This window comes from Actinomycetospora chibensis (genome assembly GCF_028737215.1).
Lineage (GTDB): Bacteria > Actinomycetota > Actinomycetes > Mycobacteriales > Pseudonocardiaceae > Actinomycetospora > Actinomycetospora chibensis.
The window spans coordinates 1-16,826 of record NZ_JAQZAM010000011.1; the positions used below are offsets into that span (position 1 = coordinate 1).

Consider the following 16,826-nt stretch of genomic DNA (forward strand, 5'->3'; position numbering starts at 1 on the left):
AAAAAAACCCACCAAACATTCAGCACACTGTTGAGTTCTCAAAGGACAACCACACCACCGTACAAGCCGACCCACAGGGCCAGACCTTCCGGAGGGCGACCTCCCAATCTAGTTCTCCACGAGGTCCGGGGGCAACCCCTGATCTCGCGATGACCAGAACTCTACACACGCCCGAAACCTGGCCTCACGCGGGGGGTGGATCAGCACGTCGTCCCTGGTCATCGACGGCTGCCCCGTCCCCAGCAGGCCGAAACGGCTCAGGCGCCGGCCAGCTCCACCCCGGCGGCGTTGCGCTTCCCCCGCCGCAGGACCAGCCAGCGGCCGTGCAGGAGGTCGCCGTCGGCGGGCGCCCAGTCCTCGGTCTCGATCTTCGCGTTGTTCACGTACGCGCCACCTTCGGCGATGGTGCGCCGGGCCGCGCCGCGCCCGGTGGCGAGGCCCGTCCCGACGAGCATGTCGACGATCGTCGGGTGCTCCGAGCGCTCCGCCGTGTACGAGGGGATCTCCGCAACCGCGGCGGCGAGCGTCGCGGCGTCCAGCTCGCGCAGCTCGCCGCGTCCGAACAGCGCGCGGCTCGCGGCCTCGGCCCGCTCGACCTCCTGCTGGCCGTGCACCTGCGCCGTCACCGCCCGGGCCAGGGCCCGCTGGGCCTCGCGCGCCTGCGGCTTCTCCTCGGTGAGCCGCTCGAGCTCCTCGATCTCCTCGCGCTCCAGCCAGGTGAAGGCGCGCAGGTAGGTGCCCACCATCGCGTCCTCGGCCTGGATCCAGAACTGGTAGAAGGCGTAGGGGCTGGTCATGCTCGGATCGAGCCAGACCGTGCCCGACTCCGTCTTGCCGAACTTGGTGCCGTCGGCCTTGGTGATCAGCGGTGTCCCGAGCGCGTGCAGCGATCTCCCCTCGACGCGGTGGACGAGGTCGGTGCCCGCGGTGAGGTTGCCCCACTGGTCGCTCCCGCCGGTCTGCAGCGTGCAGCCGTAGCGCCGGTGGAGCTCGAGGAAGTCGTAGGACTGCAGCAGCTGGTAGGAGAACTCGGCGTAGCTGATGCCCTCGTCGGACTCCATGCGCCGGCTCACCGCCTCCTTGGCGAGCATCCGCCCGACCCGGAAGTGCTTGCCGACGTCGCGCAGGAAGTCCAGCGCGGAGAGGCCTTCGGTCCAGTCGAGGTTGTTGACCAGCAGGGCCGCGTTCTCCCCCGCGTCGAAGTCCAGGAACGGACGCAGCTGCGCGCCGAGCTTGTCGACCCACTCGGAGACGACCTCACGGTCGTTGAGGACCCGCTCGGACGTCGGCTTCGGATCGCCGATCAGGCCGGTCGCGCCACCGACGAGGGCGATCGGACGGTGCCCGGCGCGCTGGAACCGGGCGAGCGTGAGCCACTGCAGCAGGTGTCCGATGTGGGCGCTGGGCGCGGTCGGGTCGATCCCGGAGTAGAGGGTGACCATGCCGGCGTCGAGGTCGCGGCGCAGGGCGTCGAGGTCGGTGCTCTGGGCGATCAGGCCCCGCCAGGCGAGGTCGTCGAGGAGGTGCGGGCCCCCGGTCGAAGCGGTCACCGCGCCATTGTCGCGTGCGGGCTCACCAGTCCGGACCGTCGGCCCGCGCGCGCCCGGCCTTGTACGGCGTCACGGCCCGGGACCCCGCGACCCAGAACCGCCACGGACGCTCCTGGCCCGCCGCGACGCCGACGCGCGGGCCGGTGCGGACGTCGGCGTCCGGCACCCGGTGCCCGGACTCGAGCCGGACGGGCGAGGACGCGGACAGCACGTCGATGCCGTTGTGCTCGCGCGCGAGCCCGAGCAGGGCACACAGCCGGGCGGGGCCCCGGGCCAGTTCGGCGTCGCGTCCCCGCGCCGTGGGGCGACGGGCGTGCGCCAGCCCCAGGTCCGAGAGCACCTCTCCGGCGCGCAGCAGTACCGCGCCGGCCTCGCCCTCGGTGAGGCAGACGACGTTGGCGCAGAAGTGCATGCCGTAGACGAAGTAGACGTAGAGGTGCCCGGCCGGTCCCCACATGACGGCGTTGCGCGGTGTCCGGCCCCGGTGGCAGTGCGACCCGGGGTCGTCCGCGCCGCGATAGGCCTCCACCTCGACCACGCGCACGCGCACCTCCCCCTCGGGGGTGTCGGCGACGAGCTCGGCGCCGAGCAGCCCGGGAGCGGCCTCGAGCACGTCGACCGACAGATCCGAGGCGTCCAGCAGCGTCATCGCGGTTGATCCTCCCCCGTGCGGCCGGGCCGTCAGCGCGGCGCCCCCGTCCGCGCGAGGTACTCGTCGGCCCGGACCGCGCGGGGCTCGTCGTACCCGACGGGCAGGTGGACACGGCCCGAGGTCGTCCGGAAGTACACCTCCCAGGCGTGGAAGGCCAGGAACGCGCGCTCGTCGGCCGCCATCACGTCGGCGTAGGCGCGCACGGCGCGGACGTAGCGCTGGTCGTTGTTGTAGCGCCGCAGGGCCCGGTCCAGGCCCGTCGCGGTGTCGGCGCCGTTGGCCTGCAGGTAGTTCGCCGCCCCGAGGATCGCGTCGTGGGGGTCCTCGACGTTGCCACCCAGCCCGTAACTCGCCCAGGTGGACGGCATGAACTGCATCGGTCCGCGCGCCCCGGCCTCGGAGTGCGAGGCGATGCGGCCCATCCGGGACTCGACGAGGTTGACCGCGGCGAGGATGTGCCACGGCACCCCGAAGCGTGCCTCGGCGCCGGCGTAGAGGGCACGCAGCCGGTCGGGCGGGAGCGGCTCGGCGATGCGCCAGGCCGGGAGCTCGTCGCCGGGGGCGCCCTTCGCCATCGCGAGCAGGTCGCGGCCCGCGGTGACGATGCGGTTCGTGACGTCGGCGGGGCCCGGCGGCAGGGCGGCGAGGACGGGGGCGAGCCGCTCGGGGTGGAACGCGAGCTCCTCGTACGCGACCTGGGCGGTCCGCGCCGCGGCGGCGACCTCGCGCGGCGATCGGGCGGGGTCGGCGATCGTGGCCTGGGCCGCGTCGATCTCCCTGGCCAGGGCCGTGGGGTCGCTGGAGACCGTCGGGCCGTGGGGGCCGATCGCGTCGGGGAACGGTTGCGGCGCAGCGGGCTGGACGGGTGCGGCGGGCGGCGGCGTGGGTGGCGCATCGGTGCACCCGACGAGGACCGCGAGCAGGACGACGGCCACCAGGAGCCCCCGTCCCCACCGTTCCCCGATCACGGTGTCCGAGCGTAACGACGTGGGCCTCCTCCAGCCGTGGCCGAGGAGGGGCTCATGACCGCGTCCACACGCACGGAGGACCTGCTAGAGCTCCGGGACCGCTGCCTAGCGACGGTCGATCGGGCGCCCGGCCCAGGCATGGGCCTCGATCGCGGCGGCGAAGACGCGGTCGAGCTGCTCGGACACCCGCTTCGGGGCCGTCCCGCCGTGCGCGTCGCGCGAGGCGATCGAGCCGGCGACCGTGAGCACCGCGCGGACGTCGGGGGTCAGCGCCGGGTCGCACTCGGCCAGCTCGGCGTCGGTGAGCTCGTCGAGCCCCACGCCGCGGGCCTCGGCCGCGCGCACGCAGGCGCCCGCGGCCGCGTGGGCCCGGCGGAACGGCACGCCCTGGCGCACCAGCCACTCGGCGAGGTCGGTGGCCAGCGTGAAGCCCGCCGGGGCGAGCTCGGCGAGACGGTCGGTGTGGAACGTCAGCGTCCTGATCATGCCGGCCAACGCCGGGAGGACCATCGCGAGCTGGGCCGCCGAGTCGAACAGCGGCTCCTTGTCCTCCTGCAGGTCCCGGTTGTAGGCCAGCGGCAGGGCCTTGAGCGTCGTCATCAACCCCGCGAGGTTCCCGACGAGCCGGCCGGCCTTGCCGCGCGCGAGCTCGGCGACGTCCGGGTTCTTCTTCTGCGGCATGATCGACGACCCGGTCGACCAGGCGTCCGCGAGCGTGACGTACCCGAACTCCGCGGTCGCCCAGAGGATGACCTCCTCGGCGATCCGCGAGAGATCCACCGCGATCTGGGCCAGCACGTACGCGCCCTCGGCGGCGAGGTCGCGCGACGCCGTCCCGTCGATGGAGTTGTCGACGGCGTCGACGAACCCCAGGTCGTGGGCGACGGCCGCCGGGTCGAGGCCCAGCGAGGTCCCCGCCAGGGCCCCCGACCCGTAGGGCGAGTACGCGAGCCGCCGGTCGAGGTCCCGGCACCGGCCGACGTCGCGCAGCAGGGCCTGGGCGTGCGCCGCGAGGTGGTGGGCCAGCAGCACCGGCTGCGCGTGCTGCAGGTGCGTGCGCCCGGGCATGGCGGCGTCCGGGTACGCGCGCGCCTGGATGAGCAGCGCGTCGACCACACCCGCGACGCCGCGCACGACCTCGCGCAGCTCGTCACGCAGCCACATCCGCAGCTGGGTGGCGATCTGGTCGTTGCGCGAGCGGCCGGCGCGCAGGCGCCCGCCGACGTCCTCCCCCGCCCGTTCGATGAGCCCCCGCTCGAGGGCGGTGTGCACGTCCTCGTCGTCCTCGGCGGGCAGGAACGCGCCGGACTCGACGTCCTCGGCGAGGCGGCGCAGCCCGTCGAGCATGGCCTCGAGCTGCTCGTCGGTGAGCAGCCCCGCGCCGTGCAGCACCCGGGCGTGGGCGCGGGAGCCGGCGATGTCGTAGGGCGCGAGCACCCAGTCGAACTGCGTCGACTTCGACAGCGCCGCCATCACCGCGTCCGGTCCGGACGCGAACCGCCCGCCCCAGAGGGCAGACCCTTCCGGCATCAGCCCTGGTCCCCCTCGTTCTGATCACGCCGTGCGGCGATCTTCGAGGGCAGTCCCCAGAGCTGCACGAAACCCTTGGCCAGCGACTGGTCGAACAGGTCGCCCTCGTCGTAGGTGGCGAGGTTGAAGTCGTAGAGCGACTCGGCGCTGCGGCGCCCGGTGGGCACCGCGCGACCGCCGTGCAGCGTCATCCGGACCTCGCCGGTGACGTGCTCCTGGGTCGAGTCGACGAACGCGTCGAGGCTGCGGCGCAGCGGCGAGAACCAGAGGCCGTCGTAGACGAGCTCGCCCCAGCGCTGCTCGACCTGGCGCTTGAAGCGGGACTGCTCGCGCTCGAGGGTGACGTTCTCGAGCTCCTGGTGGGCGGTGATCAGCGCGATCGCGCCCGGGGCCTCGTAGACCTCGCGGCTCTTGATGCCGACGAGGCGGTCCTCGACCATGTCCAGCCGCCCGATGCCCTGGGCGCCGGCACGTCGGTTGAGCTGCTCGATGGCCTGCAGGACCGTGACCTTCTGGCCGTCGATCGTCACCGGCACGCCGGCGGAGAACCCGACGACGACCTCGTCGGCCTCGCGCGGCTCGGCGGGGTTCGCGGTGTAGGAGTAGACGTCCTCGATCGGCCCGTTCCAGATGTCCTCGAGGAAGCCGGTCTCGACCGCGCGGCCCCAGACGTTCTGGTCGATCGAGTACGGCGAGCGCTTGTTGACGTCGATCGGCAGCGAGCGCTCCTCGGCCCACTGGATCGCCTTCTCGCGGGTCCAGGCGAAGTCGCGGACCGGGGCGATCACGTCGAGGTCCGGGGCGAGCGCGCCGACGCCGACCTCGAAGCGCACCTGGTCGTTGCCCTTGCCGGTGCAGCCGTGGGCGACCGTCGAGGCGCCGTGGGCGCGGGCCGCCTCGGCGAGGTGCTTGACGATCAGCGGCCGCGACAGCGCCGAGACCAGCGGGTAGCGGTCCATGTAGAGCGCGTTGGCCCGCAGCGCCGGCAGGCAGAAGCCTTCGGCGTACTCGTCGCGGGCGTCCGCAACCGCCGCCTCGACGGCCCCGCAGTCCAGGGCCCGCTTGCGGATGACCTCCAGGTCCTCGCCGCCCTGCCCGACGTCGACGGCGACCGCGACGACCTCGCGCCCGGTCTCCTCCGCGATCCAGCCGATGGCGACGGAGGTGTCGAGACCTCCGGAGTACGCCAGCACGATCCGCTCGCTCACTGCTCTCCCTCTTCCTGCTCGCGCTCGATGGTCGAGGACGACCGCGCCGTCGTCCGGGTGCTCAACGTCCGCAGCAACGCCGCGAGACCTGCCCCGTCGAGGGGCTCGCGGGCGACGACGAGCACCGTGTCGTCACCGGCGATACAGCCGACCACCTCGGCCAGGGCCGCGCGGTCCAGTGAGCTGGCCAGGTAGTGCGCGGCCCCCGGTGGGGTGCGCAGCACGGCCAGGTTGCCGGAGTGGTCGGCGGAGACCAGCAGCTCGGCGAGCAGCCGGGACAGTCTGTCGGTGCCCCCGACGACACCGCGCACCGGGCTGCCGTCGTCGGGCACCACGTAGCGGCCGACCCCGCCGTCGGCCCCGCGCAGCTTCACCGCGCCCAGCTCGTCGAGGTCGCGCGACAGCGTGGCCTGGGTGACCTCGACGCCCTCGGACGCGAGCAGCCCCGCCAGCTCCGCCTGGCTGTGCACCTCGCGCTCGGTGAGCAGGGCGACGACGCGGGCCTGGCGCGCGGCACGGCTCGTCACACCCCTGGTCTCGGTCATCGCGACCGCTCCAGCAGCCACGCCAGCACCGCCTTCTGGGCGTGCAGTCGGTTCTCGGCCTCGTCCCACACCGCCGAGGCGGGCCCGTCGATGACGCCCGCGGTGATCTCGTCCCCGCGGTGGGCGGGCAGGCAGTGCAGGACGGTGACGCCGCTCGCTGCGCGGGCCACCGCGGCCTCGTCGAGGCGGAACGGCTCGAGCACCGCCCGGTCGCGTCCGTCGGACTCCTGGCCCATGGAGGTCCAGGTGTCGGTGACCAGCACGTCGGCGCCGTCGGACGCGCCCGGGTCGTCGGTGACGGTGACCGAGCCGCCGGTCTCGACGGCGCGCGCCCCGGCGTCCTCGACGACCGCCGCGTCGGGGGTGAAGCCCGTCGGCGCGGCGATCCGGACGTGCATGCCGGCGGTGGCCCCGCCGAGCAGCAGCGACTGAGCCATGTTGTTGGCGCCGTCTCCGAGGTAGGTCAGCGTGAGGCCCGCGGTGCGGCCGTGGCGCTCGACGATCGTCTGCAGGTCGGCGAGGACCTGGCACGGGTGGAAGCCGTCGGTCAGCGCGTTGATCACCGGGACCGTCGCGGCGCCGGCCATCTCCTGGATGCGCTCCTCGGCGCTCGTGCGCCACACGATCGCGTCGACGTAACGCGAGAGCACGCGGGCGGTGTCGGCGACCGTCTCGCCGCGGCCGAGCTGGGCGGCGTTGCCGTCGATCATCACGGGCGTGCCGCCGAGGGCGGCGATGCCGACCTCGAACGACACCCGCGTGCGCGTCGACGCCTTGTCGAACACCACCGCGACGGCTCGCGGGCCCGCCAGCGGCGTGTGGGCGAACGGGGCGGCCTTCATCACCGCGGCGAGCTCCAGCACCTCGGCCTGTTCGGCCGGGGTCAGGTCGTCGTCGCGGAGCAGGTGGCGGAGTGGAGATCCCGCCGAGGCGGAAGCACCCTCGCCGCTCCTCCGTCGCGTCGAGCCTGCTTCGCCGGCGGGTGGCCCCGGTGCGTCGGTCGTCGTCACGAGCCCGCCGCCTCCGCGGCGGCCGCCCCCTGGTCGAGCACCTCGGGCAGGGCGGCGAGGAAGCCGTCGAGCTGGGCGTCGGTGACCACGACCGGCGGCGCGAGCCGCACCCGCTCCGGGACGGCGTTGTTGATCAGGTAGCCGGACTCGCGGGCCGCGGCGGCGACCTGCGTGGAGATCGGGCTGCGCAGGGCGATCCCGATGAGGATGCCGACCGCGTCGACGTGGTCGACCTGGCCGTGGCCCAGACCCTCGACCCGCGTGGCGACGTCGCGACCCAGAGCGGTGGCCCGGTCGAGCAGCCCCTCGGAGGCGATCGTGTCGAGGACGGCGAGCGCCGCGGCGCAGCACACGGGGTTGCCACCGAAGGTGGTGCCGTGCTGGCCCGGGCCGAGGAGGTCGCCGGCCGCCCCGACCCCGATGCAGGCGCCGATCGGCAGCCCACCGCCGAGGCCCTTGGCCAGCGTGACGACGTCCGGGACGACGTCGGTGCGCTGGTGGGCGAACCACAGGCCGGTGCGCCCGACCCCGGTCTGGACCTCGTCGAGCACGAGCAGAGCGCCACGCTCGGTGGTGATGTCGCGGGCGGCGCGCAGGTAGCCGTCGGCGGGGACGATGACGCCGGCCTCGCCCTGCATCGGCTCGAGGAACACCGCGGCGGTGTCGTCGTCGACGGCCGCGCGCAGCGCCTCGACGTCCCCGTAGGGCACGAACTCCACGCCGGGCACGAGCGGCTCGAACGGCGTCCGCTTGGCCGGCTGCCCGGTCAGCGAGAGCGCGCCCATCGTCCGGCCGTGGAAGGCGTTCTCGGTGGCGATGATCTTCGGTCGACCGGTGCGCCGGGCGATCTTGAAGGCGGTCTCGTTGGCCTCGGCGCCGGAGTTGCAGAACAGCACGCGGCCCTCGTGGCCGAGCAGCCCGAGCAGGCGCTCGGCGAGCTCGACGGTCAGCGGGTTGATGACGAGGTTCGACGTGTGGCCCAGCGTTGCGACCTGCCGGGACACCGCTTCGACCACGGCCGGGTGCGCGTGGCCCAACAGGTTGACCGCGATGCCGCCGAGCAGGTCCAGGTACTCGCGCCCGTCGGCGTCCCACACCCGCGCTCCCTCGCCGCGCACGAGGCTGATCGGCGGGGTGCCGTAGTTGTCCATGAGCGAGGCGGCCCACCGACGGCGGAGGTCCTCACCGGAGATTGTTGCCGTCATCGTCAGGCCTCCTTCCCGTCCGCCGGGACGACCATCGTCCCGACCCCTGCGCTGGTGAACACCTCGAGCAGCACCGAGTGCGCCACCCGGCCGTCGATGACGTGGGCACGCGGCACGCCGCCGCGCACGGCCCGCAAGCAGGCCTCCATCTTCGGGATCATGCCGCTGGCCAGGCCCGGCAGGAGCGTGGCGAGCTCGGTGTCGTCGATCTGCGAGCGCAGGCTCGAGCGGTCCGGCCAGTCGGTGTAGAGCCCCTCGACGTCGGTGAGGACGACGAGCTTGCGCGCGCCGAGCGCCTCGGCCAGCGCGGCCGCGGCGGTGTCGGCGTTGACGTTGTGCACGACGCCGTCGACGTCCGGCGCGACCGTCGAGACCACGGGGATCCGCCCGCCGGCCACGAGGTCGAGCACCGCCGCCGGGTTGACGTCGACGACGTCGCCCACCAGCCCGACGTCGACCGCCTCGCCGTCCACGGTCGCGGTGCGCCGGGCGGCGGTGAACAGGCGGGCGTCCTCGCCCGAGAGCCCGACGGCGTAGGGGCCGTGGGCGTTGATGAGCCCGACGAGCTCGCGGCCGACCTGGCCGACGAGCACCATCCGCACCACGTCCATGGTCTCGGGCGTGGTGACCCGCAGGCCGCCGCGGAACTCGCCCTCCATGCCGAGCCGCCCGAGCATGCTCGTGATCTGCGGCCCGCCGCCGTGGACGACCACGGGCCGGATGCCGGCGAGGCGCAGGAAGACCATGTCCTCGGCGAACGCCCGGCGCAGCGCGTCGTCGGTCATGGCGTTGCCGCCGTACTTGACGACGACGACCGCGCCCTGGAAGCGCTGCAGCCACGGCAGCGCCTCGGCGAGCACGCCGGCCTTGGCGGCGGCCGAGTGGAGGCGGTCGGGGACGTCGGCGGGGACGGGGATGGACGTCAGCGTCTGGTCGGTGTCGATGTCGGTCATGTGGAGGCCAGAATCATGATGAATACGCGCTGTTCTCCTCGACGTACGCGTGCGACAGGTCCGTGGTGAGCACGGTGGCCCGCCCGTCACCGACCCCGAGGTCGACGTCGACGGTGACCTCCGGGCCGGAGAGGTCGGCCTTCGAGCGATCGCCGACGGCCGCGGCGGCCTCGCAGAGCAGCACGCCGTTGACGGTGACGCTCAGGCTCTGCGGATCGACGTACGCCTCGCTCGCGCCGACCGCGGCGGCGATCCGGCCCCAGTTCGGGTCGGAGCCGAAGAGCGCGGTCTTCACCAGGCTGTCGCGGGCGATCGTGCGCGCGCCGAGCAGGGCGTCTCGGTCGTCCCGGGCTCCGGTCACGGTGACGGCGATCCGCTTGGTGACGCCCTCGGCGTCGGCCTGCAGGCCCTTCGCGAGCTCGTCGCAGACCTCGGTGAGCACCTCGGTGAAGGCGGCGGCGTCGGCCTCGACCCCGGAGGCCCCGGAGGCGAGCAGCAGGACGGTGTCGTTGGTGCTGGTGGCGCCGTCGATGTCGAGGCGGTCGAACGTCGTCGACGTCGCGGCGCGCAGGGCGGCGTCGGCGGTGGCGGCGTCCACGAGGGCGTCGGTGGTGACGACGACGAGCATCGTCGCGAGGCTCGGCGCCATCATCCCGGCGCCCTTGGCGAAGCCGCCGACCGTCCAGCCGTGGCGGGTGCGGGCGGCCTGCTTGTCGACGGTGTCGGTGGTCAGCACCGCGGTCGCGGCCCCGGTGCCGGCCTCCTCGCCGTCGGCGAGCTCCGCCGCGGCGGCGTCGACCCCGGCGAGGAGCTTCGACAACGGCAGGCGCTCGCCGATGAGGCCCGTCGAGCAGACCGCGACCTCGATGGCCCCGCAGCCCAGGACGTCGGCGACCTTCTCGGCCGTGCGGTGGGTGTCGCCGAACCCGTCGGGCCCGGTGCAGGCGTTGGCGCCGCCGGCGTTGAGGACGACGGCGCGCAGGTCGTGCTCGACGAGCACCTGCTGCGACCACAGCACGGGCGCGGCCTTGACCTGGTTGCGGGTGAAGACCCCGGCGGCGACCTGCGTCGGGCCGTCGTTGACCACCAGCGCGAGGTCGGGGCGCTCGCCGTGGGCCCGCAGTCCGGCGCGGACGCCGGCGGCCCGGAATCCCTGGGCGGCGGTGACGCTCACGGGCTCACTCCTGTCGTCGGGAGCCCGAGGGTCTCGTCGAGCCCCAGGGCGAGGTTGACCGACTGGAACGCGCCGCCGGCGGTGCCCTTGGTGAGGTTGTCGATGACGGCGGTGACGACGAGGCGCCCGGCGTCGGGGTCGACGGCGACCTGGATCTGCACGGCGTTCGAGCCGACCACGGACTTGGTCGCGGGCTGGACGCCGGCCGGCAGCAGGTGCACGAACGGCTCGGCGGCGTAGGCCTTGGCGTAGACCTCGCGGGCCTGGTCCTCGGTGACGGCGTCGTCGGCCAGGGGCGCGCTCGCGACGGCGAGGATGCCGCGCGGCATCGGGGCGAGGACGGGGGTGAACGACACCCGCACCGGCTCCGGGCTGACCGTCGCGAGGTTCTGGACGATCTCCGGGGTGTGCCGGTGCCCGCCGCCGACGCCGTACGCGGTGGCCGAGCCCATGACCTCGGAGCCGAGCAGGTGGGGCTTCGCCGCCCGGCCGGCGCCGGAGGTGCCGGAGAAGGCGACGATGCTGATCTCGGGGCGCACCAGCCCGGCCGCCACGGCAGGGAAGGACGCCAGGGTGCTCGCCGTCGGGTAGCAGCCGGGGACGGCGATGCGACGGCTGCCGCGCAGCGTCTCGCGCGCGCCAGGCAGCTCGGGCAGGCCGTAGGGCCAGGCCCCGGCGTGCGCGCCGCCGTACCAGCGCGCCCAGGCCGCCGGGTCGGTGAGCCGGTGGTCGGCGCCGCAGTCGACGACGAGCACGTCGTCCGGCAGCTGCGCGGCGAGCTCGGCGGAGCGCCCGTGCGGCAGGGCGAGGAAGACGACGTCGTGTCCGGCGAGCTGCTCCGGCGTGGACTCGGCGATCGTCCGGTCGGCGAGGGTGGGCAGGTGGGGCTGGTGGCCGCCGAGCGCGGTGCCCGCGGACTCCCCCGCCGTCACCGCCCCGATCTCGACCTCGGGGTGGCCCAGGGCGAGCCGCAGCACCTCACCCCCGACGTATCCACTGGCTCCGGCCACGGCGACGCGCATACGCATCACTATGCATGCTCACGGAAATCCATGCAACGAGGGGGTCACCGGCGGCGGCGCCCGGGCCGCCAGGTGAAGGTGATCGTCTCGTCCGGGGTGAGATCGCGCCAGCGGTCCCGCAGCCCGCGCAGCTCCGCGACGGCGACCGAGGCCTGCGCCGCCGTGAACGGGCTCGGGCCGACCTCGGTGATCCCCCACGCCCGGTCCAGCGCCGCCTTCGTCGACGGACCGTCGCCGTCGAGGTTCTGCTGGAGGACGCCGACGACAGTCTCGGCGAGCCGCAGCTGCGCCGCGTTCTCCCGCCGGACGGCGTCGGAGCGCTGCCGGCGGTCGTGGCGCAGCCGGCCGGACAGGACCTCGACGCCGTCGAACAGCGCGCCCGCCTGCAGCGAGCCCCAGAGCCCGCGGGTCAGGCCCAGCGCGCGCTCGCCGATGAGGTGGACGGCGTCGTGCGGCACGTCGCCCGTGCGGTCGTAGGAGCGCAGCCGCAGCCGGACCCCGTCCTCCCGGTCGATGAGCGCGAGCGACCCGCCGTCGGGGCGCTTCGAGAACGCGACGTCCACCGCGCCATGTCATCACCGGGCGGCCGGGGCGCGCAGGCGATTTCTCCGGCGGTTACTGGCTGGTATCGCTCGCTGAGGGAGCGATACCAGCCAGTAACGGTCTCAGTTGCGGCGGCTGTGGTCGGCGCTCAGGGAGTGGCGGGGCCGGCTCGTCGACGGGTACGGCGCGCGGGGGCCGTCCGCGGGGTCCCCGTGCGAGGTGGCCGGGAACGACGGGTGCGGCTCGCGGAAGGACCCGGACGGGTTCGGGTCGCCCGGTGGCCTCTCGGAAGGGGGCTCCCCGAACGACAGCGACGGGGTGGGCTCGCGGAACGTGGGCAGCGGGTAGCGGTCGGCGGGGCTGCCCTCGACCGTGTGCTGCGCGGCGAAGCCCGGCGCGGCGACGCTCTGCGGGTCGACGCTCCGCGGGTCGACGCTCCGCGGGGCGACGCTCTGCTCGGCGACCGGGAGCGACGGGTGCGGCTCCTGCAGGGCGTCCTTCACGGCGGGGAAGTCACCCGACTGCATCGCGGCCATCTGCAGCGCCGGGATGCCCTGGGAGTCGGTGGCACTCCGGAGCGGCTCGGCAGCCTGGCCGGCCGGGGCCGGGCGGACGACGGGCCGCGATCCGGTCGCGCTCGGGTCGGCGCCCCACGTCGGGGTGCCGCCTGTGAGCGGGAGGACGGGCAGCTCGCCGGTCTCGCCGGTCGCGTCCTCCTCGACGCGCGGGGCGACCGTCGGCGGCGCGTCGGCGTCGGGCACGGGGGCGGCGTCGCGGCGGCCGACGGCCACGAGGTCCCGGCCGAGCAGCCCGGAGACGAGCCAGTCCAGGGCGATGCGCACGGTGCGGTCGGCGGTCGGCATGGCCCACAGGTGGTAGGCGCGGTGGAGCATGAACGCGGGCCACCCGGTCATGCGCAGCGGCCCGATCTGCGCGGCGCCGCGGCGGCGTCCCAGCCCGGCGACCGCGCCGGCGTTCTTGTGGCGGTAGCCGCGCAACAGGCGCCCGGAGAGGAAGGCGTCGACGTTGCGCGCGAGCAGCCGGGCCTGGCGGACGGCGTGCTGGGCGGTCGGGGCGGTGGTGGCCGGCTCGCCGGTGCGGCTGGTCGGGACGGTCACGTCCGGCACCGCGGCGCAGTCGCCGGCGGTGAACACATGGGCACGGTCGCGCACCTGCAGCGTCGTCGCGCAGCGCACGCGGCCCCGTCCGTCGAGTGGCAGGTCGGTGCGCTCGAGCAGCGGGTTGGGCACCGAGCCGGCCGCGACGACGATCGTGTCGGTGGCGAACGTCGTCCCGCCGGCGAGCACGACCTGCCCGCCCTCCACGGAGCTGATCGTGGCGCCGACCCGCACCTCGATGCCGCGGCGCAGCAGCTGGGCGTGCACGCGGGCGGCGAGCGCCGGGGTGACCTCGGGCATGATCCGCCCGGCCGCCTCGAGCACCACCCAGCGGACCTCCTCGCCGATGTAGGCGGGCTGGTGGCGCGCGGCGCGCCGGGTCATGTCCTCGAGCTCGCCGAGCACCTCGAGGCCGGCGAACCCACCCCCGATGACGGTGAAGGTGAGCAGGCGGCGGCGCTCGGCGAGGTCGGTGGTCGAGGCGGCGGCGTCGAGACGGGACAGGACGTGCTCGCGCAGGGCGAGGGCGTCGGTCACCGAACGGAACGGCAGTGCGCGCTCGTCGAGACCGGGGATCGGCAGGCGGCGCGGGGCGGTGCCGGGCGAGACCACGAGGACGTCGTAGGTGAGCTCGCGGGTGCCGCCGTCGGGCAGGCTGACGACCACGCGCCGGCTGGAGTCGTCGACCGCGGCGACCGACCCGGTGATCACGTCGCAGCGTCGCAGCACCCGGCGCAGGGGCACCGTGAGGTGGCGCGGCTCGATCGCGCCGGCCGCCGCCTCGGGCAGGAACGGCTGGTAGGTCATGTGCGCCTGCGGGTCGATCACCGTGATGCCCGCGATGCCGGAGCCCGCCTCGCCCGCGCCGAGGTGGCGCCCGCCGCGCGTGCCGCCGGGCAGCCGCGCCTGCAGCGCCCGCGCCGCCACGAGTCCCGCGTAGCCGCCCCCGACGACGACCACGCGTGCACCCTCGACGCCGTCACCCGTACGCGCGCCGCGCAGCCGGACGAGGAAGACCACCGCGACGACGCACAGGAAGCCGCCGAGCGCGGCCGCGCCCCACGCCGGCAGGGCGCCGAACGCCCACAGCAGCGCCACGACCACCGGCCCGATGACAAGCAACGACCCCCGCCCGACCACGAAGTCCGCGGTGGCCCACCGGCTGCCCGTGTCCGGGGACGGGTCGAGCTGGTGCGGCTCTTCGGGCGCGCTGGACATGCGTGGATCTCCTCGCGATCGGGGTCGAGGTGGTCGGCCCGGGCGATGGGGGAGCCCCCGGGATCACGACTCGGTCACGCTACGAACCTCGATCTTGTCCGGGCCACCACCTGAGAACGCGACGCGCCGCGAGCCGTCCATCCACCCGTGCCGCGCGGTCACCGGTCGAGTGATCCTCCGATCGGGGTAGCCGCCGCCTTCATGGCTCTCAGGAACGGCGACGAGCGGTCCTCACGGGAGCCGAGCGTGCGTGCGCGCGACGGCCGTGTCGGACGGTGTGAACGACTCCCGGAACCGCGTGACCTCCAACCGCCCCCGGGGTTCCGCCCACGTCCCGACGATGCGGCCCCGGTGGACGACGGTCGAGCGGAACACCCCGTTGCCGCCGGGGACGATCCGGTCGCGCTCGGCGGCGTCGAGGACGTCGTCGCGCCCCCGGTAGCCGAGCACGAACTCGTCGAAGCCCGGCAGCAGGTGCACCCCGGCGGCCTCGCGGCGGTGCTCGGCGAGGAGGTCGGGCACGGCGGGGTCCAGCAGGTACTCGACGCCGTCGACGTCCATCGCGGCGAGGTCGGGCCGCGCGAGGGCGACCCCGGTGCGGGCGTCGGCCGCGGGCAGGCTGGTCCAGAGCGCGAACTCCGCGGCGGGGACGGGCCCGTGCGAGCGGAAGTAGCGGCGAGCCCACTCCCCCAGCGCCTCGTCGCGCGCGAGCGTGCGGGGCGCCAGGATCCAGCGGGCGACGTCGACGATCACCGGCTCGGTACCGTCACGGATCGGCCCGAAGCACAGCACGCCGGTCTGGGCCAGCTCGGCGAGCAGGTGGTAGCCGCGCCCCTTCGCCGGCTCGAGCCCCGCCTCCTCCCAGACGGCGAGGAGCTCCGCGCGGGTGGCGGGGACGGCGGGGAGGGCCAGCTCGCGGGCCCGGTCGACGTCGGCGTCGGTGAGGCCCAGCTCGAGGCGCCGCCGGGCGGCCTGGGCGCGGGCCCGCGGCGTGCCGAGCGGCAGCATCCAGCCGAGGTCCTCCGCCGGGACGAGGTGCAGCGTCCCGCGCATCGGCCAGCTGCGGACGACCTCGCCGGCGTCGCAGGCGGCGACGACCGCCGCGCGCGACCGGCTCGCCGTCCGGAGCGCCACGGACCGCAGCGCTCCCGGGAGGTCCTGGGCCTGGACGGCGCCGAGGTGGCGGACGACGCCGGCGACGTCGTCCGCCTGCGGTCCGACGACGCGTTGGGCGATCAGCCGCAGCAGCCCGATCTCCGACGCGCCCCGGGTGCTCACGCCCCGAGATGCTGCCGGAACCACGCGACGGCAGCGGCGTCGGCCTCCGCGGCGTGCGCGGTCTGCGGCGCCGGCTCGAGCCCCGGCTCGTCGGCGAGCGCGTGCCCCATGCCCTCGATCACCACGACGTCGGCGGGGCCGGCGGCGGCCGCCGCGAGGTCCCGGGCGGGCTCGAGGAAGGCGGACGCGTCGTCCTCGGAGCCCACGACCAGCCGCACCGGCGTCGCCCCCAGCTCGCCGGCCCGGGCGACGTAGTCCATCCGCGCGGCGACGGCGTCGGACTCGGGCGACCACCGGTAGTCCACGCCGAAGAGCTGCCCCAGGATCGCGACCACCGGGCGGAGCTGGACCAGCGGGCTCAGCGCCACCAGCGCCGCCACGTCGTCGCGACGCGTCGCCACCTCCAGCGCGACCGCCGCGCCCGCGGACCCGCCGAACAGGCCCAGCGGCCCGGCACCGAACCCGAACCGTGCGCGCAGCGCCTCCAGGGCCGCGCCGAACTCGTCGGCGGCCTGGGCGTTGACGGGCCCGTGCATGAGCACGACCGCGTCCTCGTAGCCGCGGCGCATGATCTCGTCCATCCCACCCGCGGGCAGCCGGGCGCCCATCATCGGCAGCCCCAGGTAGACCCGCCACGCGTCGAGCCCGGCCAGCGGCAGGGCCGCGGCGAACGCGGCCTCGCTGCGCGGTGCGTCCATGAGGTGCCAGCCGACGAGCACCGGCGCGTCAGGCCGGGGCTCACTCTCCGGCGGCCCGTTCTCCGGCGGCACGACGACGAACGGCACACCTGCGGCGGTCCCGACCTCGGCAGAGCTGGTGATCACGGCGTTTCCCTCCGTCGAACTGTACGGT

General features: G+C 74.9%; 15 protein-coding genes. All 15 read right to left on the reverse strand.

What is annotated here, in order from left to right:
- Positions 1–257: 257 nt before the first annotated feature.
- The 15 genes from tyrS to PH189_RS17535 all read right to left on the reverse strand — a co-directional run bounded on the left by tyrS (position 258) and on the right by PH189_RS17535 (position 16,798).
- Positions 258–1,550, reverse strand: coding sequence for a tyrosine--tRNA ligase (gene tyrS, locus PH189_RS17465; RefSeq protein WP_274190095.1), 1,293 nt, complete (start codon positions 1,548–1,550; stop codon positions 258–260).
- A gap of 22 nt (positions 1,551–1,572) precedes the next feature.
- A complete protein-coding gene (locus tag PH189_RS17470; protein ID WP_274190096.1) occupies positions 1,573–2,199 on the reverse strand; it encodes a DNA-3-methyladenine glycosylase in 627 nt (208 codons plus the stop codon).
- A gap of 32 nt (positions 2,200–2,231) precedes the next feature.
- Positions 2,232–3,170, reverse strand: a complete 939-nt coding sequence (locus PH189_RS17475) for a lytic transglycosylase domain-containing protein (RefSeq protein WP_274190097.1) — start codon at positions 3,168–3,170, stop codon at positions 2,232–2,234.
- 105 nt (positions 3,171–3,275) lie between these two features.
- Positions 3,276–4,700, reverse strand: a complete 1,425-nt coding sequence (argH, locus tag PH189_RS17480; RefSeq protein ID WP_274190098.1) for an argininosuccinate lyase — start codon at positions 4,698–4,700, stop codon at positions 3,276–3,278.
- Positions 4,700–5,908: an argininosuccinate synthase gene (locus tag PH189_RS17485; RefSeq protein WP_274190099.1), complete on the reverse strand. Its 1,209-nt coding sequence runs from the start codon at positions 5,906–5,908 to the stop codon at positions 4,700–4,702. The genes argH and PH189_RS17485 overlap by 1 nt, the downstream gene beginning before the upstream one ends.
- On the reverse strand, positions 5,905–6,453 hold the full coding sequence (locus tag PH189_RS17490) for an arginine repressor (RefSeq protein ID WP_274190100.1): 549 nt from the start codon (positions 6,451–6,453) through the stop codon (positions 5,905–5,907). Before PH189_RS17490 ends, PH189_RS17485 begins: the two co-directional genes overlap by 4 nt.
- A complete protein-coding gene (argF, locus tag PH189_RS17495; protein ID WP_274190327.1) occupies positions 6,450–7,358 on the reverse strand; it encodes an ornithine carbamoyltransferase in 909 nt (302 codons plus the stop codon). Before argF ends, PH189_RS17490 begins: the two co-directional genes overlap by 4 nt.
- Before the next feature lie 101 nt (positions 7,359–7,459).
- Complete coding sequence (locus PH189_RS17500) at positions 7,460–8,668, reverse strand: acetylornithine transaminase (RefSeq protein WP_274190101.1); 1,209 nt, start codon at positions 8,666–8,668, stop codon at positions 7,460–7,462.
- Between the two features lie 2 nt (positions 8,669–8,670).
- Entirely contained in the window at positions 8,671–9,621 is a 951-nt protein-coding gene (argB, locus tag PH189_RS17505; RefSeq protein ID WP_274190102.1) for an acetylglutamate kinase, read from the reverse strand.
- A 13-nt stretch (positions 9,622–9,634) separates the two neighbouring features.
- Positions 9,635–10,795 carry a bifunctional glutamate N-acetyltransferase/amino-acid acetyltransferase ArgJ gene (gene argJ / locus PH189_RS17510; RefSeq protein WP_274190103.1) on the reverse strand — a complete coding sequence of 387 codons (1,161 nt, stop codon included), beginning with the start codon at positions 10,793–10,795 and terminating at the stop codon, positions 9,635–9,637.
- Positions 10,792–11,823 carry an N-acetyl-gamma-glutamyl-phosphate reductase gene (gene argC, locus PH189_RS17515; protein WP_274190104.1) on the reverse strand — a complete coding sequence of 344 codons (1,032 nt, stop codon included), beginning with the start codon at positions 11,821–11,823 and terminating at the stop codon, positions 10,792–10,794. The genes argJ and argC overlap by 4 nt, the downstream gene beginning before the upstream one ends.
- A gap of 38 nt (positions 11,824–11,861) precedes the next feature.
- Positions 11,862–12,380, reverse strand: a complete 519-nt coding sequence (locus PH189_RS17520) for a hypothetical protein (protein WP_274190105.1) — start codon at positions 12,378–12,380, stop codon at positions 11,862–11,864.
- A 102-nt stretch (positions 12,381–12,482) separates the two neighbouring features.
- A complete protein-coding gene (locus PH189_RS17525; RefSeq protein WP_274190106.1) occupies positions 12,483–14,696 on the reverse strand; it encodes an NAD(P)/FAD-dependent oxidoreductase in 2,214 nt (737 codons plus the stop codon).
- A gap of 231 nt (positions 14,697–14,927) precedes the next feature.
- Positions 14,928–15,974, reverse strand: a complete 1,047-nt coding sequence (locus PH189_RS17530) for a winged helix DNA-binding domain-containing protein (protein WP_274190107.1) — start codon at positions 15,972–15,974, stop codon at positions 14,928–14,930.
- Complete coding sequence (locus PH189_RS17535; RefSeq protein ID WP_274190108.1) at positions 15,971–16,798, reverse strand: alpha/beta hydrolase family protein; 828 nt, start codon at positions 16,796–16,798, stop codon at positions 15,971–15,973. Before PH189_RS17535 ends, PH189_RS17530 begins: the two co-directional genes overlap by 4 nt.
- Positions 16,799–16,826: the final 28 nt, after the last annotated feature.